Annotated in this window: 22 protein-coding genes and 1 pseudogene; 2 read left to right on the top strand and 21 right to left on the bottom strand. The window is 41.3% G+C overall.

Annotated features, from left to right (window positions below; genetic code table 11):
- Positions 1 to 105: 105 nt before the first annotated feature.
- The 3 genes from U2P91_RS14325 to U2P91_RS14315 form a co-directional block, all read right to left on the bottom strand.
- Positions 106 to 903 (bottom strand): methyltetrahydrofolate cobalamin methyltransferase, encoded by a 798-nt coding sequence (locus tag U2P91_RS14325; protein WP_186841324.1) that lies wholly within the window; start codon positions 901 to 903, stop codon positions 106 to 108.
- A gap of 75 nt (positions 904 to 978) precedes the next feature.
- Positions 979 to 1956, bottom strand: a complete 978-nt coding sequence (locus tag U2P91_RS14320) for a uroporphyrinogen decarboxylase family protein (protein WP_322519859.1) — start codon at positions 1954 to 1956, stop codon at positions 979 to 981.
- 383 nt (positions 1957 to 2339) lie between these two features.
- Positions 2340 to 3542: an IS110 family transposase gene (locus tag U2P91_RS14315; protein WP_186841452.1), complete on the bottom strand. Its 1203-nt coding sequence runs from the start codon at positions 3540 to 3542 to the stop codon at positions 2340 to 2342.
- Positions 3543 to 3850: 308 nt separating this feature from the next.
- On the opposite strand from U2P91_RS14315, the gene U2P91_RS14310 reads away from it, so the two are divergent.
- Positions 3851 to 5302: a helix-turn-helix domain-containing protein gene (locus tag U2P91_RS14310; protein WP_322519858.1), complete on the top strand. Its 1452-nt coding sequence runs from the start codon at positions 3851 to 3853 to the stop codon at positions 5300 to 5302.
- A 385-nt stretch (positions 5303 to 5687) separates the two neighbouring features.
- On the opposite strand, the gene U2P91_RS14305 is transcribed toward U2P91_RS14310, so the two are convergent.
- The 7 genes from U2P91_RS14305 to U2P91_RS14275 all read right to left on the bottom strand — a co-directional run bounded on the left by U2P91_RS14305 (position 5688) and on the right by U2P91_RS14275 (position 10152).
- Positions 5688 to 5990, bottom strand: coding sequence for a hypothetical protein (locus U2P91_RS14305; protein ID WP_322519857.1), 303 nt, complete (start codon positions 5988 to 5990; stop codon positions 5688 to 5690).
- Between the two features lie 188 nt (positions 5991 to 6178).
- Entirely contained in the window at positions 6179 to 6358 is a 180-nt protein-coding gene (locus U2P91_RS14300; RefSeq protein ID WP_322519856.1) for a transposase domain-containing protein, read from the bottom strand.
- Positions 6359 to 6570: 212 nt separating this feature from the next.
- Positions 6571 to 7422, bottom strand: a complete 852-nt coding sequence (locus U2P91_RS14295) for a tyrosine-type recombinase/integrase (protein WP_322519869.1) — start codon at positions 7420 to 7422, stop codon at positions 6571 to 6573.
- Positions 7364 to 7609 (bottom strand): hypothetical protein, encoded by a 246-nt coding sequence (locus U2P91_RS14290; RefSeq protein ID WP_322519855.1) that lies wholly within the window; start codon positions 7607 to 7609, stop codon positions 7364 to 7366. Before U2P91_RS14290 ends, U2P91_RS14295 begins: the two co-directional genes overlap by 59 nt.
- Positions 7599 to 8399, bottom strand: coding sequence for a tyrosine-type recombinase/integrase (locus tag U2P91_RS14285; protein WP_322519854.1), 801 nt, complete (start codon positions 8397 to 8399; stop codon positions 7599 to 7601). Before U2P91_RS14285 ends, U2P91_RS14290 begins: the two co-directional genes overlap by 11 nt.
- 87 nt (positions 8400 to 8486) lie before the next feature.
- Complete coding sequence (locus tag U2P91_RS14280) at positions 8487 to 9584, bottom strand: tyrosine-type recombinase/integrase (RefSeq protein WP_322519853.1); 1098 nt, start codon at positions 9582 to 9584, stop codon at positions 8487 to 8489.
- On the bottom strand, positions 9541 to 10152 hold the full coding sequence (locus U2P91_RS14275) for a hypothetical protein (RefSeq protein ID WP_322519852.1): 612 nt from the start codon (positions 10150 to 10152) through the stop codon (positions 9541 to 9543). Before U2P91_RS14275 ends, U2P91_RS14280 begins: the two co-directional genes overlap by 44 nt.
- Positions 10153 to 10371: 219 nt before the next feature.
- Here U2P91_RS14275 and U2P91_RS14270 point away from each other — a divergent pair, with 219 nt between their 5' ends.
- The gene (locus tag U2P91_RS14270) at positions 10372 to 10833 is read left to right on the top strand and encodes a glycine cleavage T C-terminal barrel domain-containing protein (protein ID WP_322519851.1); all 462 of its coding nucleotides are present in this window, start codon (positions 10372 to 10374) and stop codon (positions 10831 to 10833) included.
- Positions 10834 to 10960: 127 nt separating this feature from the next.
- Here the strand turns inward: U2P91_RS14270 and U2P91_RS14265 are convergent, their stop codons facing one another.
- The 11 genes and pseudogenes from U2P91_RS14265 to U2P91_RS14215 all read right to left on the bottom strand — a co-directional run bounded on the left by U2P91_RS14265 (position 10961) and on the right by U2P91_RS14215 (position 19510).
- A complete protein-coding gene (locus U2P91_RS14265) occupies positions 10961 to 11527 on the bottom strand; it encodes an MFS transporter (protein ID WP_322519850.1) in 567 nt (188 codons plus the stop codon).
- Positions 11524 to 11751: a hypothetical protein gene (locus U2P91_RS14260; protein WP_322519849.1), complete on the bottom strand. Its 228-nt coding sequence runs from the start codon at positions 11749 to 11751 to the stop codon at positions 11524 to 11526. The genes U2P91_RS14265 and U2P91_RS14260 overlap by 4 nt, the downstream gene beginning before the upstream one ends.
- Positions 11752 to 11770: 19 nt before the next feature.
- A complete protein-coding gene (locus tag U2P91_RS14255; protein ID WP_322519848.1) occupies positions 11771 to 12127 on the bottom strand; it encodes an MFS transporter in 357 nt (118 codons plus the stop codon).
- A gap of 355 nt (positions 12128 to 12482) precedes the next feature.
- A pseudogene (locus tag U2P91_RS14250) lies at positions 12483 to 13202 on the bottom strand (LarC family nickel insertion protein); the annotation flags it as partial.
- Positions 13203 to 13219: 17 nt separating this feature from the next.
- On the bottom strand, positions 13220 to 13981 hold the full coding sequence (gene larB / locus U2P91_RS14245; RefSeq protein WP_416173385.1) for a nickel pincer cofactor biosynthesis protein LarB: 762 nt from the start codon (positions 13979 to 13981) through the stop codon (positions 13220 to 13222).
- Positions 13982 to 13993: 12 nt separating this feature from the next.
- Positions 13994 to 15652 carry a DUF362 domain-containing protein gene (locus U2P91_RS14240; RefSeq protein ID WP_322519846.1) on the bottom strand — a complete coding sequence of 553 codons (1659 nt, stop codon included), beginning with the start codon at positions 15650 to 15652 and terminating at the stop codon, positions 13994 to 13996.
- Between the two features lie 16 nt (positions 15653 to 15668).
- The gene (locus U2P91_RS14235) at positions 15669 to 16040 is read right to left on the bottom strand and encodes a hypothetical protein (protein WP_322519845.1); all 372 of its coding nucleotides are present in this window, start codon (positions 16038 to 16040) and stop codon (positions 15669 to 15671) included.
- Entirely contained in the window at positions 16030 to 16947 is a 918-nt protein-coding gene (locus U2P91_RS14230; RefSeq protein ID WP_322519844.1) for a 4Fe-4S binding protein, read from the bottom strand. The genes U2P91_RS14235 and U2P91_RS14230 overlap by 11 nt, the downstream gene beginning before the upstream one ends.
- 101 nt (positions 16948 to 17048) lie before the next feature.
- Positions 17049 to 17282: a MoaD/ThiS family protein gene (locus U2P91_RS14225; protein WP_322519843.1), complete on the bottom strand. Its 234-nt coding sequence runs from the start codon at positions 17280 to 17282 to the stop codon at positions 17049 to 17051.
- Positions 17283 to 17287: 5 nt separating this feature from the next.
- Positions 17288 to 17512, bottom strand: coding sequence for a 4Fe-4S binding protein (locus U2P91_RS14220; protein WP_322519842.1), 225 nt, complete (start codon positions 17510 to 17512; stop codon positions 17288 to 17290).
- Positions 17513 to 19510 carry an aldehyde ferredoxin oxidoreductase family protein gene (locus tag U2P91_RS14215; RefSeq protein WP_322519841.1) on the bottom strand — a complete coding sequence of 666 codons (1998 nt, stop codon included), beginning with the start codon at positions 19508 to 19510 and terminating at the stop codon, positions 17513 to 17515. It lies immediately after the preceding gene.
- Positions 19511 to 19535 lie beyond the last annotated feature (25 nt).

The raw sequence follows: 19535 nt of genomic DNA, 5'->3' as shown, positions 1-19535 counted from the left end.
TCTCCTTGTAAATTATTCTAAATTCTTTTTTTTGACCGAAGAACGGTAGTCAACAGTCCATCTCTTGTTCGATTTATTTGTGTGATATATGCGAACAGAGGTCATTTATTTCACAAATTTTCCTTCTCGGAAAGCGCCAATGTATTCCATACAGAATTCATCTTCACCTGACATCGCTTCCGTTGCGAAAAGCATTCCCATCATATCCTTATTCAGCGGATCCAGGATGAAACTATCCATTCCGGCATTCATAGCCAACACAGCAAAGGCCTGATTGGCAATCCGACGGGCCGGCAGATTGAAGGAAATGTTACTCACGGCACCGGTGACATGGATGGTTGGATAGCTTCTTTTAATTTCGCGAATGACTTCCGTGACCATATTAATGCCATCCTCGGAGGTGCACAACATTTCAATGAGTGGATCAATGTGCATTCTGGACGGATCGATATTATATTCCTTACATTTATTCATCAAATCTGCAAAAACTTCCAGGCGGTCTTTCGCAGTTTTGGGAATCCCCTTGTCACTATTTAACAGCGCAACGCATTCCCATTTTGTGTCTGCAATCACTTTAAAGGCTTCGTCAATTTTTTTGCCTTCCATTGATACTGAGTTAAATAAACCTGGTTTATTGCAAAACTTCATGGATTCCAAACAGGTATATATATTGGGACTGTCAACCGCAATAGGGACTTCCGTAGCCTCCTGAACAATGTCAATCAGCCACTTCATGGTTGCCAGTTCAATGTCATCATCAACGGATGCACAAACATCGATAAAGTCAGCTCCAGCTTCTGTTTGTTTGATGGCTAGATTCCGAATAAATTCAACGTCTTTTTCTGCAATGGCTTTTCCAGTTGAAGGAATGGCTCCATTAATTTTTTCTCCGATAATAATCATGTTGTTTTAATTTCCTCTCAATTTCACTTTCCATACAGTTCTGATAGACAACTATTTCTACCTGTCAAAATACTCTTAGTAGATTCGACAATTCATCGCCCATTCTTCAAACAAACCCGCTAATCGATCATCTCCAACAAACAGTGAATTTCCGCGCTCATTCAACAATGTCGGTTGAAGAATGAATCCTTTTCGAGGACCATATTCATTGATGGCTCGACGGGTTTCCGCTCTAATTTCATCAGCAGATGATCCCAATTGACTGCATTTTCCAACTGTATCCCAGCCGCCTTCAATCACCATCCGTCCATTAAAACGTTCCTGAATACCGGTCAAATCGTTCATGATCTGAGCCGAACTCCAAACGCCAATGCCAATATCTACATAATCTTCTAGCAGATCTTCACATTTTCCGCAAGTGTGCTGGAAGAAAATCATCCCCAATTCTTTGCAGGCATCGACGATTCGTTTATGCGCTGGTTTGATCACGTCGCGATAGGTTTGTGGGGACATAAATGTTCCTCTTGCCGTGGCAAGGTCATCAAGATAGACATAAATATCAGGTTTGTAAGCTTCATGGATTTTTTTCATACAGGCGATTTTATAATCGGCCAGCGCCTCGAAGAACTCCATGCAGGCTTCCGGTTCAGAAACGAGTGAAATCAGACATTCTTCAAATCCCATGAAAGCACTGAGTCTTTCAAATAAACCATTGGGATGATAATAAGTCAGCATTTGCTGCTCTGAGTCAAAATCCTTTAACTCAGCCTCTGCAAATGGTTTTAAATCAATTGCATCAGTATCCGGAAACTTGATATATTCTTTCCACTCGGTGATGTCTTCTAATATAAATTTACTCGAATCAGGAATACACCCTTCTGAGGTAACGTGCCATAATACGCCAAAAGGATCAAGCCCATCTTTGTCAGTTGGCGATTCAATTGGTCCATTAGAAAGAAAGCCAACAATTTTCATGGCTTCGAATGTCAGCGGTACATATTCCGGGTTTCCCCAATTCAATACTTCAAGAAGATTTTGTTTCGGTGTTAACATAATAAACTCCTTCGCTTTCGTAATATTGGATTTGTATGATTGAACCAAAGAATGAAAAAATAATAGTTATACCTTTATTTTCGTAATTCATTGCTTTTTTCAATCTCTTTAACTATAATACGAGTATATCAAAACGATTACAAAAATGCTTTATTCATTTATACTGAAAAACAATTTAATCTTCATGATTCAATTTGTGATAAACACACAAATACAAGCCCGATAAATATTAACGGCGCTTAAAACTGTTTTAAAAAAGCCTGCAAATAAAAAGTCAATAGGAAATTGAAAGTTTTGTAAAAAGTTATATTCAAGATAATGAAGCACGACAAAAAGACCAGCAACTATCGTTGGTCTGAAGATAAGAATATTTGTGGTGAGTGTTATGAAAGAGATAGCAGGTATTCTTTTACTCGTCCATAGTAGATACGCAGAAACTTATTAGCGCCTGCGGTCATGTAAACATAGTAAGGCTTGCCTTGGGCACGTTTCTTATCGAGAAACTGATAAACAGCATCATCCTGTGGCTTGGTCTTGATAAGAGCATCCATGACCTGAAACAACGTTTTACGCAAAGACGAAGAACCTCTTTTTGAAGTATGGACACTTTTTTGTTCATAGGTTCCAGATTGGTTAACACCTGGATCAACGCCTGCAAAGGCAGTAAGAGCACCCTTATGTGTAAACCGTGTAACATCGCCGATTTCAGCAATTAACTGAGGGCCAAGAGATGATCCAACACCTTTCATTCCCATGACGATTGAGTATTCTGGAAGTTTGGATGCGGTTTCATTCATCAGAGTACGAAGTGATTCTACAGTTTTGGAAGTAATGTTTAATTGATCGACCGCTTGTTTGACAATGAGTTTGGTCAAATGATCTTTAGGAAGTACAGGAACAAGTTCCTTTGCTGCTCCATAGATTTCTTCAGCTTTTAATTGACTGAAGTTGTACTTATTTCGCTTACACCATTTCTGATAATGGACGGTGAAAGCATGAAGAGACATTTTAAGAACACAGTCTACATGCCAGTATGCAGTAGCGAAATCAACCCATTTCTGGCTGCCATCATCACGAGCAGGGCTGTTGAAGTAAGTATTAACACCCGGATAGGTTTGATCAAGTATCGCGATAAAGTTATTTTTCATAGCCGTTTTGTGCTTCATGTAAAAACCAAACTGACGGTTCATTGTTTTTAACTGATTACGTATTTCATCCATAAGACTATACTGTTTCAAATCATTCCAACTGTCAAGAGCATAACGCGCTATTTTTATGGCATCTGCTTTATCAGATTTAACTTTGCGTAGAGAAGTGTCACCGAAATCTTTAATAAGCTTAGGATTTATGGCACTCACAAAAAGATTTGCCTGAGAAAGCTCACGTGCCAGAGGTTCATAATAACGACCCGTGTGCTCCATAACGATGCGGGATTCGCCGTCAATGGATTGGATCTGAGCGATGAGAGAACTGATTTCATTGGAAGTGTGGCGAATCTCAAAAGGCAAAGAAACAATCTCACCATACGGGCGGATAATAGCGATCATGCTTTTGCCCTTAGAAACATCAATACCTACTGCGTTCATGTTCATAAATTTGTCACTCCTTAAAATTATTGCAATGGATAAATACCAGTTTGACTCATTGCCTATTCAATCTACTGTGGTGTGACACGAACGTACTGTGGGACAGCAGTTCAACCTGCATAAAACGAACGCTGCGAATGAGGAGCCGGTTATCAGTCTTTTTTACGGACGCGAAGTCCAAGAAAGGCAGACGATATACCTATTGCTCTTACATTCTAACAGCTTAAGCAACAAGATGGATAAGGTCCTAACTGGTTGTTAGGTACTATGACCATAAATATATTGTAGTAGAAAGGATCGAATTATTGATGAAACTTAGTATGTGGATATTGGCAGACTGGTTAACGAAATACAATCCGGAGATTCATATAAAAGAGGGAGCCTGTGTGCTGGAACGGGTTCGTTTTCTTACTGATGAACAACACCGGTACGAATCCTGTGTTTTTGTTGGTCATTCAAAAAATATGGCGGCCGCTTCATCTAGTCAGGTAAGCTGTTTCAGTGGTGACGATCTGATTCTGCTGGAAACGAGTGATGTTGAAGCGATCTTTAACGAAATTTCAGATGCCTTTGAATTTTATTGGAATTGGCATGATCATATCAGGCGTGCCATTCATGATGGGTGCACCGTCCAGGTTCTGCTTGATCAAAGCAGCCATATTTTAGATGATTTTACTTTTGTTACCGATTCCGGTTATTTACTCAAAGGGCATTGTTGCGAAACTCCCCAAAACAGAGAAATCGAATTAGTCGAAAAAATATTAGCAGAAAACATGATACCCATGGATAGAATTTTAGTGCTCAACGATGATGATCGCATCAAAAAAGCTGCCAGTCGTGCTTATGTGGTGGATTATCCCACCCTACCAAAGCGGACCATCAGCCGTAATCTTTTTCTTGACCATGAACACATCGGTTGGTTGATCTTGGTCGAAATAAAACATTTAATCACACCTGGAAGAATCCAGTTTTTAGATATCCTTGGCGATATCATCGAAGAAGATTACGCCCGTTACGGTCAGGAAGTTAATGAAATTTTCTCCTATCAGAAAATGTTTGTGGATATTCTTTTCGATGATACCGAAATGCCTGATTCCATCAATCATAAAATGATGGCTATTAATTGGCAACCTGATGATGACAAACTTGTCTCTAAAATCATCGACTGTAATCAAAACCGAGATCTGAGCCTGGCTTTGCTGCGAAAGCTGGAAGCTGCCCTAACCGGGTGCATTCTCCTTCATCACGATGAAAGTATTATTCTTATCTCAAATTTGACGCTGATTAACCATGATGTTCTAATCAGACAGTTGCAGTTCCTATTGAAGCAAGCTGCCAGTCGATGTGGTTCAAGCTTTGTCTTTCAGGATATCAATCAATTAAAAGATGCTTACAGCCAGGCGGAAATTGCCATCACCTATGGTACAAATATTCCCGGTGACATTCAATCCTGTAACGATTGTGCCGTCGAATATAGTATCAATCTCTTACGCTCTACCAGTCATGCCGATTTACGACATCCGGGCATTCGAAAGTTGAACAACTATGATACTCTCCACAATTCAAACCTATCAAAAACACTTTGGCTATTTTTATTTAATGAAAGAAATTATACAGAGACCGCTAAACAGTTATTTATTCATAAAAATACCCTTGCCTACCGTATTTCCAGGATCGAGGAAATCACTGGTATCTCCCTTGATGATGCGGAAACCCGATTTCATCTGTTGATTTCATGCTATCTCGATTACTATTCCTGAATAGTTTGCCAATCAGCTGGGTAAACAATGTCAAAGAATGAACAAATAAAAATAGTGAGTACCGTTCACTGGCCCACAAAAAGCTGCATGGAAAAAGTAAAAAGACCTGAAATTTTCAGGTCTTTTTCATAACATCTTACTTCCGTGTCCCCGAAATCTCGGTGAAGAACCGCCATAAGATTTTTAAAATCTTATGGCTTGTCGATCTGGTCAAACACCGGAAAACCACATATGACAAGAGAAGGTTGTAACAAAAAACGGGTCATGCTGGTTTTTATGCTCCTGCAATCCTTGTTACTCGAAATCAGGGGTGGTATTAACCTGAAAGGTGCTTTTATTGCTTACCAAGTATTTAAATCGCTATTATTGCTGACGCTTTGAAACATCACATCACCGCAAGTAATGCCCTTGATATTAACGCGCGCATTTCCTGAACCTTATATGTGCTTTCTTCCATGCAAGAGACATTTGTAACAGCAATCTCTGAGACTTTAGATATAACAGCTTCGGTCAGTTTCTTATTCTTAACAAATTCTTCCACTTCACTTGCTCGAACCGGTATTGGTGCAATTCCGCCAAAAACGAAACGTGCATTCTTCACAACACCATCTTCCGCATCAATGACAGAAGCAAGACTCACTATCGCAAAATCAATTGCATTACACACGCGGAACTTGTCGTAATCCATCTTGCCTCTAGTAAACGGAATTACGATTTCCGTTACGAGTTCATCGCTTTCAAGGTTATCAATGTTAGAATACTTTTTGCCGCAAAAGTTATCTGCTGTAAATTCCCTTTTTGTCGTTTTAATTCGTAAGTGCTTCAAAAGATGACGTATAGCAAGTTTGATCCAAACCTGCTATACTGATGACATCATTATTTGAGGCACTTTTTATAGTTATGATTGAGTCTGCAAACCTCGGGTAATTCCTGAGACCATGGCAGGTATTTTTCAAGTACTTCCGGCTGTTGCAGGTAGTCGCTGTTGGGGATTTCTGTCAGAAGGTAATTCAGATATTCGTAGACATCAAGCTCATTGGCCCGGGCGGATTCCACCAGCGTGTAGAGAACCGCATTGGCGGTGGCACCTTTTGGTGAATCGGCAAAAAGCCAGGCACGACGTCCAGTTGCAAAAGGCCTGATGCTGGCCTCACAAAGTTATCCTGACATAAGAATAACTTTGTTTATCCTCATTATTAAAAAATCCTCAGGATTGGATAAAAGCGGCTTAAACTGCAGAAGCGCTGTTAAATCCTGAGGATTAATCTTTACCTCAAACCACAAAGTTTAGCCATTTCTTCTTCACTGCATGCCGTCCATAATGGTTCTTCGCTTTTTTGTTCTGGTGTTTCCACAGATTCGATGGCGATTCTAAGCATTTCTATCGATGGTTTTGCATAGACTTTTGTTGTTTCAGTAGATGAATGACCCAGGATTCTTGATATCAGCTCCAATTCCACACCGTTTTGGTAAAGATCAGTTGCCCTAGTTCGTCTAAACATATGTGGATAAACTTTTTCTGGTATTTCTAAACATTTTTCGCTTGCACTTTTAGCATACTGTCGTATAAAACGCTCAACATTTCCAGAAGACATTTTATCTGTGGTGCCTTTTATTTTTGTATAAAACACATATGGGTTTACAAGGGTTTCCTTTTTATGATAGATCGATAAATATTGTTTAAGGTGATCTCTCGTTTTTAGCGTAATTGCAACAATCCGTTCTTTATTTCCTTTACCCGAAATTCTGATATATGGGTTATCCGTATGTAAAGAAAGATCTTTTAGTCTCAGGCTTAACAGTTCATCGACTCTGATTGCTGCATCATACAGAAGTATCATGATTGCACGGTCACGCAATCCCATTTTTGTATTTTCAGGTTGCTGTAAAATAGCAGCTAACGCTACTGCGGTTAATGTTTGCTTCTCTTTTTCAGGAACTCTACACTGCGGTATCCTGGCGATGCTTAGTGCAACCGACTGGACTGCAATATTTCGATCAGAGGCAAACCATAAATATGATTTTAAAGCGGTAAGTCTTTGGTTACAGGTGCCAGCACTATTACCGTTTTCCTTTAAAAAGATGATAAAATCCTGAATGCATTTCTGGACTGCAGTCATCAAATTTAAAGACAGCAACAGATAGGTGCTGCGAATCAAACAGATAGCGTCTAAAGACGGTCAGTGAGTCCCGGTAGGATTTAGTGGTTTTGGGACTTCTTCCTAATTGAAGTGGTAGATATGTTTCCAGAAACTCCAAAGTCATTGAAAAAAACAACGAGTTGGTCTCCACTTTTTTATTCTTCATATGTAATCACCTCCGGAATGACGCTATCCGATACGACATCTTTCTGGCGTACAATCTGAAATGCCCTGTCCACCTGATGATAATAGTAGAACGTATCACTCACATTGGTATGACCCAGATATCTGCTAAGATAAGGCATCATGGTGTTTAGGCTGATTCCTTCCCGCATCCATTCGTTCATTCTGTCCACTACAAAAGTATGTCTGAGCGCATGGATGGTTGGCGCTTTATCACAAAGATCTGCAAATGGCGTCTGATTCCAGAATTGTTTGAATTTTTTATCCAGGCTCGTTTTATGGATCGGTTTGTGTGGATCACTACCAGGAAAAAACCATTCTGTTTCAGATATTTGGGCACCCATTCTTTTTTGGTAAAGCCTGCATAGTTTTGTGACATCTTCGGACATAAATACCAGTCGATCCTTATTTCCTTTCGACTGAATGATTGTCAGAATGCCTTCATCGAGGTTAACATGCTCTTTTTTTAGATGTGCGGCTTCTGCTAACCTTAATCCACAGCAATAATAAAGTCGAAAGATGACCTGGTACTCCATTGAAAAACGACGCCATTTATTGCCATCAGGGAGATAAGAATCGATCACTTCGTATAAACTCTCTAATTCGTCAGGGCTTAACAGGTGTGGAACCGTCGTGACCGTTGAAGCCGTTTGTCGGGGGATGTATGAAACGATTCCCAAGGAATTCATGTACAAGGATAGCTGCCGCACGAAGGAAACTCTCTGATTCCGGAAGTTAACGCCCTCTGTGTCTCTTTGAAACGCCCATTTCATAATTAGATCACGTGTTGTCAGCTCTTTTCTGACGGATTAATCCTTCGATATATGGCGCAAAACTACTATGATAAACGTAATTTTTAATCATGACAACAACCCGCCTTTCACGTCAATGCCTTTGAGTGAAAGGGAACACTGCCTCATGGTATCCCCATCTGTTGCCAAATATTTCATAACCGTTGAATTGTCCTTATGACCAAGTGAATCAGCGATGGTATCGGTATTTGTTTTGCTTATCAGCAGGCGCGTTGCAAATGTTTTTCTGGTTAAATGAAAGCCATGCTTCTGCTTATCAAGGATATTGTTCAGAGCACTACAGCAGCTGCCTGTGCCAAGTCTGCTATAAGGAACGCGATGGGAAATGAATACATACTCGGAAACCATCGGAGGTCTGCCATTCGTGATATACTGATAGAGACTATTTCCGACATCAACGGGCATGGGAAGTTTTAAAAACCGACCCGATTTCTGTTGGTGGGTAGAAATCGTTCGTTCATCCCATGCAATATCAGTCAGTTTTAGCCCGGTAATATCTGAGGCACGCAGTCCCATGCGAAGACCGATTAACACCATGGCTGTATTTCTTAACGCCATCGGTTTTTCTGCAATTGTTCTGTAATGGTAAACGGCATCGACTTCTTCATCCGTAAGGGTCTCCACGATTTCAGTTTTTACTGCGCATTCAGTGGAGAGTGCCAGTGGCAACGTTTCAGGAACATATCCCAATACAGAAAGGTAATCCAGAAACCCGCGAATCCTTATACTGTAGGCATTCCTTGCTTCTGCCGTTGAATGAAGATCTGAAACATGAAATTCTTTTATTATTTCTGGGCTTATTCCAGCACAGCGGCTAATCTTTTTCTGTTCAAGAAATTTCAGGAATCTCAGACATGAAGAACGGTACATACTGATCGTAGAGACAGAATTTTCTTCTTTTTTCTTCTTTAATAGAAAATCAAGAAGTAGCCGACGGCTCCAATCGGGTAATATGTTGATGGAATCTTCCTTATAGGTATAAATGATACTGGGATTGATATCGCCACACGTCCGATACTGCTCAAAAAGTTTCATGGCACGACGGTATGATTTCCATTCAATGGTATCATTTTTAAGACAGGTACACCAGTATTCAGCGGTTTTATATGAATAGACGAGATTGTTTGTTGGCTTCCAGAAAAACATACAATTCTCGCCACGCTTTACGGAATGTTTTCTTCATGGTTTTTGAATAATGATGCTTTTCAAGAAAAACATCTCCTAATTCTTTTGCCATAGAATAATATTCTGCTGGGAGAATTTTGACTGCCATCTGATCCTGCTGATATAGGTCCACACACTTTTTTTCATCAGGTCGTTCATCCAGGATAATGATCCTTGAAATAGAAAATCGATCCAATGTAAATGCCAATGAACCTGGAATAAAATCTTTATCAGCGAGATGCTTAAGAAATCGTCTGATGATGCGATTATATAAGTTTTTTGTTTTCAAGGTACGATAGTTGTACTTATAATAATAGTCAATTACATTTTTGTGTGTGATCTCATCGGGTTTCGTGACCCCCACACTCCAAACGTAAATCAAAAATTCGGAACATGCCATCCGATGTTGCCTGCTATAGTTGTCACAAAATGAATGTGCAGTATCGCTCAGGTAGCCATCCAGCAATAAACGACACCAATCCGGAAGTTTGTCATAGTTGCAGGAATTTTCGTATACATAGCGCTTTTCTGTAATATAGCCATTTTGCATGACATCATTAATCCGAAAAAGAGCGATACGAGAAGTTTTGAACTTTGGATGTTTCCAGTTTGATCTGCTGCTGTCCAACCACTCTATCGCTGTCTCATGTGAATAAGGAAGCTGAGTTTGTTCCAGATACTGTTTGAATGACCGACACTACTCATTGGTAGTATGCACCCTGATATTAAATTGCGCTATCGTAATCCGGTCGAACTTGGCTGGAGTAAAATGATCAATTTCAATCACGACTTTGTCGGTAAGGAAGCGCTTAAAAAGCTGGTCGATAACCCTAAAAGAATGATGGTAACCCTCTCTTGGAACAAAGAGAATATCCTGGACATTCATGCATCTCAATATGAGCAGGGCGAACCGTATCCGAATATGGATGTACCAAGTGATAAAAGCTATCACGGCTACTACCAGTATCATGACGATCAGGTTCTTAAGGACAGAAAACTCATCGGGATTAGCTCCAGTCGAACCTACAGTTATTATTATCGTGAGATGGTCTCACTTTGTTCAATTGATATTGAATATGGTGATATCGGTACAGAAGTCATTATATTATGGGGCGACCCTGGTACCCGACAAAAAGAAATCCAGGCAACTGTGACCCGATTCCCATTCTTTGATGAAGGCCGAAACCAGGATGTTGATGTAACTAAAATTCCGCGCATTTTAAAGAAATAATTTCGTATTGCTTGTTCGACAGATTAGTTTAATCTCAAGGTTAAGCAGCCTGTCGAATATTTTTTGTTTAAAATAATTGGTTGATAATAAAAGAACTCGCTGTTGCTTAATTTCATCATCTTTGATTTTAAATTAGTTGTTTAGGATTTCGGTTCATGATAAAAATCAGTATCCAGGCTGCAAGCAGAGAAAGCCCGGCACCAAACACAAACGGAGCCTGAGGTCCAAAAATGTTCCACAACAAGCCGGCAATGACGCTGGCTGGCAGCAGGCCAATGCCTACAATGGTGGCTTGAAGTCCCAGCATCGTCCCTTTTAGATTGACTGGTGAAATTTCTGAGATTAAAGCCCGTTCAACACCAGCTGTCATGGCGGTGTAAAGACCATAAATGATAAACAGAATCACCAGCGCCTCTGCATTTGAAACAAAAGCAAACACGACATAAACCAAGGCAAAGGTGATATAACCAAAAACAAGAATCTTTTTTCTACCGTACTTGTCCGAAAGTTGACCAAAAGGCACCGCGAACAAAGCTGCCGATACATTATAAATGAAGTAGAGCAGGATCACATTTGCGTCCGTTAGGCCTAGACTCTTTCCTCTGAGAATTAAAAATGCATTAGATGAATTGCCTAATGTGAAAATAAACGTCACTGCCAGATAAAGTTTTAAATTCACGTCCAAGTTTTTCATATTTTTCCAGAATGGTTCCCGCACTTTGATTTCCTGTTTTGTATTTTTTCTTTGACAAACAATAGGATGACAAGCCCGATTGCTGCGGGAATGATGGAAATTGCAAACAGGGTTTGATAGTCAAAATCCCCATCGGCTTTAGACAAAAGGATAAAAGCGATTAAGATTCCCAGAGCAGAACCCGCCATGTCCAGTGCTTTATGGATGCCAAAAGCCTTCCCCATTTTGTTTGAGTCTGCACTTTCACAGACTAAAACATCCCGGGGGCGCTGTCCTGATCTCTTTTCCAATCCGATCAATCACTCTGGCAAACAAGATCCCCGTCCAGGAAGTTGCAATCAACAGCGCTATTTTATAGATGATCCCGGTGGAATACCCGCCAAAAGCCAGAATTTTTTTCCGCTTGTACTTATCTGAAATATAACCGCTGTAGACCTTTAATAAGCTGGCAATACTTTCTACAATCCCTTCTATGATCCCAATAAGTACTGGCGTCGCCCCAAACGCCGATGACAGATACAAGGGGATCAAAGGATAAACCATTTCTGAGCTGATGTCCGAAAAAAAACTGACCAGACCCAGTAGTATAATATTTAGCATTGATTTCACTCCTATATTTCATACAGTATTTTAGATAATATCAGAGACTCTTAAACCAGAACACCACTTCATGTAGTGTCATTCCATTTATTTTACACTATCTACCATACTATGAAACTAATAATTATTTCTATTTTAAATTGAAAAAAGACTTGATGTTATTGTATTTTTCGTTTTTATTCTGATTCATTAATTGCTCCTCTTTTTTTTAATTTTTCGTGCTCTATTACCTATTACACGTAAACTGTTGTTAACAGATATCACATTTTCAAAAAAATCAATACCCCCATATCAGCTGAGATATGAGGGTTCAAATTAGAGGGTTCGGTTTTTTAAATGATTATTAAAGTACTTCACCCATTACAACACGTAAAGCATTTAAGCGTCCTGTTTCTCTTTTTCCAAAGCCATATCCCACTTTTTCAATAGTCATTTCAGGTGTTTTTCCAAAAGTAGTCCCAAGACATTTTACCAGTGCCATTCCTGTGGGGGTTACCATTTCTGTTTTCACATCCTCCGTCACAAAAGGAATATTTGTACCCGTGAGCATTTCTATCACTGCCGGTACTGGTACCGGGATGATGCCGTGTTGGCATTTGATAAATCCGTTCCCGTCATGAATTTTTGAAACATGAATTTTTTTAATATCAAGCAGCTCAAGGCATATGACTGATCCCACAATATCAATGATGGAATCAATGGCTCCAACCTCATGAAAATGAACCTGATCTATGGGTTTACCATGAACTTTTCCTTCGGCGCGAGCCACTTCTTTAAATACATCTTTACTTGCGCTCTTAACCCAGTCTGTTAATTCACTGGCATCGATTATTTTTTCGATATCATAAAGATTTCTTTCACAATTGGTTTCTGATACTTCTTCAATAATGACATCCACATCGGTTCCCTTAATCGATTTTTTATGCTGCTTTTTTACTGCGATGTGATAACCGTTTAATTCTAATTTTTTCAATTCATTGATAAACAATTCTTCTTCGATACCTAAATCCAGGAGGGCTCCCAAGGTCATATCCCCGCTGATTCCTGAAAAGCAATTGAAATATAGAGCTTTCACATATGTACCTCGCGTATTTATAGTTTGTTGATCATACTGGCTGTATAGCCCGCCACAAATCCATTATCGATGTTAACCACACTAATTCCACTGGCACAGCTATTTAGCATGGTAAGCAATGCTGACAGGCCGCCAAAACTGGCACCATAACCGATGCTTGTGGGCACTGCGATAACCGGTTTATCGACCATTCCGCCAACCACACTGGCCAACGCGCCTTCCATTCCTGCGACGACTACTAAAACATTGGCACTCATGAGGGTGTCGGCATTGGCAAAGAGCCGATGGATCCCAGCCACCCCCACATCATAAACCCGAGTGACACGATTGCCCAAGGTTTCAGCTGTGATGGCGGCTTCTTCGGCTACGGGAATATCTGAAGTTCCCGCGGTAACAACCGCAATTGTCTTTTCGGTTACCAGAATATTTCTTTTTTTCACCACCACAATTCGAGCCGCTTCAAAGTACTCAGCATCATCCGTGACTTCGCAGATTCCCTCATATACTTCCCTGGTTGCCCGGGTCGCCATGATGTTATTGTTTTTTTCGGCCAGTTTTAAAACAATGGCTTTAATCTGCTCCACCGTTTTTCCCTGACTGAAGATGACTTCCGGATAACCATTGCGGATTTGCCGATGGTGATCCACCTTGGCAAATCCAAGATCGTCAAATTGGAGCTTTTTCACCTGGTTCAGTGCCTGTTCGATTTCCACTTCGCCTGATTTAATCTGCTGGAATAATTGACGGTATTCATTTAAATAGTTATCCATTTTGTTCATCCTTTTTCGTTTTTACATTAATTTAAGATTTTTCAGTTTTTCTTTTTTTACGTGTTCCGTCATTCTCGGCAGTGGCCACTCGATAAAGTCTTGTTTCATTTCCGCTTCACTTAATGTTGGAACTGGGAATACCTTGTCAAAATCTTTCTGATCATAAGGCACATCGTAATATTCCCCTTTATTCAGCATTTTTCTTCGGATTAGATACGTTTCCAACATCGATTTCATCATCCCGGGCATTCCCTTGTTATCCATCGACATTGCCGGAAGCGGTATCCCGGTTACTCCCGGCAAACCAAGCGTTGCTGCTCCAATATCGCAGCATCCGCCGGTAAACAGGTCAGCAAATGGTTCCATCTCTCTGGCACATTCACCAATGGCATATTTTTTCATTTGCAGTTCATTGATATCTTTTTTATTGTAAGCTTTACCGTTACCGTCAAAATAGTAAGTGACCCCGTCGATTTTTATACCGGAACCGTAGATAATGGCCAACTTAAAATTTTTATCAATGGGCTTTTTAGAGTATAAATACATTTCGAAAACCTGAGCGATCGCCGGGCGGCAACCACCGTTGCACATCCCTTCCATTTCCCTGACCAGCTCTGGCGTTACTTCATCAACACTGGTAATTTTATGGGTCGTATCATTTTTAGTGACCCCGATAAGCAATTTAACGTTGGGAAAGTTCGCCTGGAATCGTTCGCTTAAAAGCGATCGATCTGCCGGTCTGAACTTAAAATATTTGGGAGTTCCGATTATTTCGGTTTTGGGATCCCCATAGCCTCTCGAAACTGCTTCTTTGATGAGGACGTTTTCCTTGGAATCAAATCCCATCATTTCGGTGGTTAATCGATCGGCTTCCACAGAATTGTTACTGACGACAATCATTTTTGAGTCAACCGGATCAACTGGACCTGGTGTTAAGCCTTCGGCCCCGACAATTCCGTCAATGACGGTCAAATCCGGCTTAAACAAATACAAAAGATCCACTAATTTTTTTTCAATCTGATAGCTGTGATTACGATATCGCATGTTCACAGGTAGAGTTCCCATCGCATTTTTAAATCCCAGTGTAACGCCTGTGTAAAGATTTGTTTTCATCTTAGGTACGGAGATATAATATGCTTCGCCCCGGACGATTTCACTGAGTAACCGGGGAATACAGACTTCTTTCATCACCTCTGCCTTGGGCAGCATGTAGCGATCAATTGGCAGGTTTTCAAAAGCAACGAGACCAGTATGATATTTTTTAGCGATCCGATCCAGCCCGGTTGTTTTAAAATTGGAAGTCGTTCCCATGGCTCCGCCCGAAGACTCGGCAATGGTGATTCGGTTGGTATATCGGGAGATATAATCCACCACCGCTTCAAATACTCTGGGATCAGTGGATTGTGGCATATCAGCATTTTTATATCCCATATTGTGATAGACGGCGACAAGGTTCGGCTTGATTATAACGTGACGGCCATTGATCTGCTTTCTTAAATCAATTTTTTCATCAAGGGTGGCTAGTGCTGAAAACACCACTCTTCTTATTTCTTTAACATCTTCCCTGCCATAGTAGCTGGGGGTGCCATATTCTTTTGGCAAAGCAACATAATTATTTAAATAATTGAGCTGTTTTGCTTCTTCCACAACAACATAGCTTTTTTCCGTTTTTGCGGTCATTTTCTTATTCTCCTTATTATACATTCGATTCGGTTTCATTTACAAAACGGATTCCACAACCCTTTTTTTTAAATTTATCTTCGCTTATCAGACCTTCCTTTTCCAATTCTGCCATAATTTGGGCTTTTTTCATCTTGGCTTTGACTTCTTCCTGCAGCGGTTGCCACCAGGCAATTCCAAAAAACATGCAATTGGCGACTGCCTCCGGTTCTGATATTTCCGCCGCTTTGCCGATTTTTCGCCCTACTACCGCATATTCGGCAGCATGCAAGGCCGCCACGGCTGCCAACGGTTTCCAATCTTTCTTGACGACGCCGTAGGCGGCTGCACCGACCAGAACGCCAAGTGAAATACCTTTGTTCATTGCTTTTTTTGTATTATCTTTCATAGGGTACCATCCTTTCATATCCGTACTTGCCAGCTAAAAGTAACGTTTTACTCATAATGTGTTCAAATTCGTAATCTTCCCGAATCTCTAGTTCTCGAGCGCCGCCTTGACAAGTGGTTACACATAGCTCACATCCCATACACTTACTTTGATCAAAAATAACCGTGTCACCATCTGCTTTATTGACACCAAATGGACATCGTTCAAGACATTTTCCGCATTTTTCAATACCTAAGCATTTCCCAGGATCCTGTTTGCAAATCTCGGGACCCTTGCCAATACCTGTTCCTGTTAACCGAACGCCCTTGACACCACTGCATACATTGCCGTCGCAATTGCACATAACGAAGAGACCCGCTCCGGCATCAAACATATACAGAGCCTGATGAACATAGCCGCGGCTATGCATTTCATCCAGTATATCTTTGGCTTCATCCGCTGTGATTTCTTCAAACTCCATGCCCAGATCCAGGTAAATATCCGCACCATAAAACAAGGTGATATCTTTGATTTCAGGTTCCGTGATACCCGTTGGATATTTTTGGGTTCCTAATTGACAGATACAAGGCCCAACTGCAATACGAGCACCCTTGGCGCCTTCCACATAATAGGCAAAGTCCATCACATTTTTAGCTGCGTTTTGACTCAGAGCCAAACCATGAGGCATGGATTTCATCGCCGGGTGAGCACTCATCATGGTAAACGCGCCGATTTTTTTCTCCATCTCTTCCGCGGTCGCTGCCGTTTCAATCCCATCCAGAATTTTACTCGCTTGTTTAACCAATGCCGGCTCATTAACACCATATAAATAGTGCATCACATACTGGGCCATCGAAACTGGAACGACCGGATTATCATGACCGTTAAATTTCACACTGTCTTTTCCGTGAAAATTCAAAAAACTCATTTTGTTTCTCCTTTTTTTCTGTCACAAGATATTCTCAAAACTATCTTGTAATCTTAATTTTGTTTGTTTTATATTTCATCTTTCAATGCTATCGATATTTATCAACCGCCTGAAAGGCCGGAAAAAAATCCGATTGTATCTCCATCTTTCAGAGCCGTATTAAACGGAACAATTTGGCCGTTAACACTGGTAAGCCAGATCTTTGCAATGATTTTGGGCATTTTTAAAATTTTCAGTACATCTCCAACTGTTGAATGTTCTTTGATGTCCAAATATCCGTTTTCATCCATTTTTTCAGAGGTGTATCGTCCCGGTGGAAGAACTAAAATTTTCATTGGAATTATTCCTCAATCATGGCAATGGCATCGATGGGGCAAACCTTACTGCAGATTCCGCAGCTAATGCAGGCTTCATTTTTCTCTACCTTCGGATATGCTTTTTTATAACGATCCAAATCCGTTTTTGAAAGCTGGATACAGCTAGTCGGGCAGGCCTGATAACAGACACCGCAGGCGATACAGACTTTGTAATCAAACAGAGGATTTTTCTTTTTCTTTTTTTCCATTTATTTCACCTCTTCCAAAATGGTATTGATGCCCAATTGTTCAATGGTTTCTGCAGTGGGAATTCCGGTCTCTTCATCCCAGCCGAATGCTTTCCAATGGAGCCTCACCATTTCTTCATTCTGCAGCGTTTTTCCTTTTAACGGACCTTCTTGCAGCGGTGGTTTGCCAGCCATTCGATCCGGCAATGCCCATTCAGTAATCGGTACATGGTGTTTGGCGTTAAAAAGCTGGCGCATCGTCTGAATGCGTTTGCCGATTTCCATGTACTGGTCCCCAGTATATTCCCAGCCGGTGGCGGCATTTAACATCTCCACAATTTTCCAGTTGTTGTTTCCCAGCAGCATGGCGTAATAGCAGCCCCCAGCCCCATCGAGAAGTTCTTTGTAGCAGGCTGAAGCAACACTCTTAATTGCTTCTTTTTCACTGGGGATGTATTCGAGAGCTTTCTTTTCTTTCTCAGGTTTTGGTACCCAGGAGCAGATTAAATGAAGGGCTAAGGCATTGTAACTTTGTCGTGATCCGCCGGTATGCCGACCTGGTGTTGGATCGGCCACATAGTGCAGTCCCAATTGAGGGTCCATTCTGGAATCGTGCATGCCTGGTTCCTGACCGCCGATATGCATGGCTGCGGTAACCGTATTGTCACCGAGTCGCTCAACTGCTTTTTTTATGCCATCGGCTAAAATATCACCGATACCTTCTCGTTTAATCATTTTTCGGAGCAAGGCAATAATGGCATCACTATTTCCCCAATTGAGTTCCAGTCCATCCACCTGTTCCGGCGTTATAATCCCTCTTTCATAACACTCAATCGCATAAGCGACAACGCTGCCCGCTGAAATGGTGTCCATTGCCGCCCGATTGAGCAATTCATTGATATACAAAACGGATTCTAAGTTGTCATTCATCAGCAGTGGTCCAAAAGCATCCAGGGTTTCATATTCCGGTTTATGGGTATGGGAATAGGCACCGTTTTCCACATCTTTGATGCCGATCACCCCGCCGCAACCCATGGCACAAGAATAGCAGTGGTATTTTTTAAATTCCCGGGCAATCATCCGATCCGGATTATAAGCACTGACAAACTTTCGGCTGATATCCTTTGAACTGCCGGCCCAATTTTTTATGGGGGCATCCCCGCTTCTGATCGACATGGGTGTAGCCATCGGCGTCCCCCATTTTTTCAAAAGCATCGCCGATGCACCGCCATCCATGGGCCCGGATGTCGTCATCATCCCCATGACTTTTCCCCCGATACCCAGAGCTCCCCCGAGCTTAAGGGGTGGCAGATTGGCATTACGCATTTGATCGGCAAATGCTTTACTAATTTTTTTCATCGTATCCGGATGTTCAATCTGAATGGTTTTATTGCCGGCTAAAACGACGGCCTTTAATTTCTTGCTTCCCATCACCGCACCGACTCCAGATCGGGCAGCGATTCTTCCACCGTCAGTACAGATTCCAGAAATCAAGGAACAATTTTCTCCTGCCTCACCGATCACCGCAACCCGGGGCTGTTTTTTTAGACCGTTTGACCGGCAATCCTTTATCAAGGTGTCTTCTGCCTCGGTAGCATCCATTCCCCAATATTTTTTTGCACTTCGCAGTTCCGGGCCTTTATTGCTGACGAATAAGTAAACCGGTTCTTTGGCAATACCATGAAAAAAGATGGCATCATAACCACATTGCTTGATTGCCGGGGAGAAAAAACCCCCGCAGTTGGCATCACCCCAGCCGCCGGTGAGAGGCGACTTCGTCACTGCCAGCCATCGACCGGTCATCAAACTGCCGGTGCCTGTCAGCAGGCCGCTGACAAACCCCAGCACATTATCCGGTCCCATCGGATCAGCATCTGCCGGAATGTGTTTTAATAAATGGGATACGCCGATCCCTACGCCGGAAAGCACCTGTTGGCAAACAAATTCCGACACCATTTCTTCGATTATTTCGCCTGTATCTAAATGAACAATTAGAATCTTTCCCATCGATGCATTCATTATTATTACCTCAGTTTCTATTAAT

It is taken from the genome of Acetobacterium sp. K1/6, assembly GCF_034438075.1.
Classification (GTDB): Bacteria; Bacillota; Clostridia; order Eubacteriales; family Eubacteriaceae; genus Acetobacterium; species Acetobacterium carbinolicum.
This window is presented reverse-complemented; position numbering and strand designations above follow the sequence as displayed.

What these genes read in the sequence shown, in the direction of transcription:
- U2P91_RS14325 (WP_186841324.1), bottom strand. Translation starts at nt 903, where the DNA reads ATGATTATTATCGGAGAAAAAATTAATGGAGCCATTCCTTCAACTGGA.
- U2P91_RS14320 (WP_322519859.1), bottom strand. Translation starts at nt 1,956, where the DNA reads ATGTTAACACCGAAACAAAATCTTCTTGAAGTATTGAATTGGGGAAAC.
- U2P91_RS14315 (WP_186841452.1), bottom strand. Translation starts at nt 3,542, where the DNA reads ATGAACGCAGTAGGTATTGATGTTTCTAAGGGCAAAAGCATGATCGCT.
- U2P91_RS14310 (WP_322519858.1), top strand. Translation starts at nt 3,851, where the DNA reads ATGAAACTTAGTATGTGGATATTGGCAGACTGGTTAACGAAATACAAT.
- U2P91_RS14305 (WP_322519857.1), bottom strand. Translation starts at nt 5,990, where the DNA reads ATGGATTACGACAAGTTCCGCGTGTGTAATGCAATTGATTTTGCGATA.
- U2P91_RS14295 (WP_322519869.1), bottom strand. Translation starts at nt 7,422, where the DNA reads ATGACTGCAGTCCAGAAATGCATTCAGGATTTTATCATCTTTTTAAAG.
- U2P91_RS14290 (WP_322519855.1), bottom strand. Translation starts at nt 7,609, where the DNA reads ATGAAGAATAAAAAAGTGGAGACCAACTCGTTGTTTTTTTCAATGACT.
- U2P91_RS14285 (WP_322519854.1), bottom strand. Translation starts at nt 8,399, where the DNA reads ATGAAATGGGCGTTTCAAAGAGACACAGAGGGCGTTAACTTCCGGAAT.
- U2P91_RS14280 (WP_322519853.1), bottom strand. Translation starts at nt 9,584, where the DNA reads ATGTTTTTCTGGAAGCCAACAAACAATCTCGTCTATTCATATAAAACC.
- U2P91_RS14275 (WP_322519852.1), bottom strand. Translation starts at nt 10,152, where the DNA reads ATGCAAAATGGCTATATTACAGAAAAGCGCTATGTATACGAAAATTCC.
- U2P91_RS14270 (WP_322519851.1), top strand. Translation starts at nt 10,372, where the DNA reads ATGATCAATTTCAATCACGACTTTGTCGGTAAGGAAGCGCTTAAAAAG.
- U2P91_RS14265 (WP_322519850.1), bottom strand. Translation starts at nt 11,527, where the DNA reads ATGAAAAACTTGGACGTGAATTTAAAACTTTATCTGGCAGTGACGTTT.
- U2P91_RS14260 (WP_322519849.1), bottom strand. Translation starts at nt 11,751, where the DNA reads ATGGGGAAGGCTTTTGGCATCCATAAAGCACTGGACATGGCGGGTTCT.
- U2P91_RS14255 (WP_322519848.1), bottom strand. Translation starts at nt 12,127, where the DNA reads ATGCTAAATATTATACTACTGGGTCTGGTCAGTTTTTTTTCGGACATC.
- larB (WP_416173385.1), bottom strand. Translation starts at nt 13,981, where the DNA reads ATGAACAAAATGGATAACTATTTAAATGAATACCGTCAATTATTCCAG.
- U2P91_RS14240 (WP_322519846.1), bottom strand. Translation starts at nt 15,652, where the DNA reads ATGACCGCAAAAACGGAAAAAAGCTATGTTGTTGTGGAAGAAGCAAAA.
- U2P91_RS14235 (WP_322519845.1), bottom strand. Translation starts at nt 16,040, where the DNA reads ATGAAAGATAATACAAAAAAAGCAATGAACAAAGGTATTTCACTTGGC.
- U2P91_RS14230 (WP_322519844.1), bottom strand. Translation starts at nt 16,947, where the DNA reads ATGAGTTTTTTGAATTTTCACGGAAAAGACAGTGTGAAATTTAACGGT.
- U2P91_RS14225 (WP_322519843.1), bottom strand. Translation starts at nt 17,282, where the DNA reads ATGAAAATTTTAGTTCTTCCACCGGGACGATACACCTCTGAAAAAATG.
- U2P91_RS14220 (WP_322519842.1), bottom strand. Translation starts at nt 17,512, where the DNA reads ATGGAAAAAAAGAAAAAGAAAAATCCTCTGTTTGATTACAAAGTCTGT.
- U2P91_RS14215 (WP_322519841.1), bottom strand. Translation starts at nt 19,510, where the DNA reads ATGAATGCATCGATGGGAAAGATTCTAATTGTTCATTTAGATACAGGC.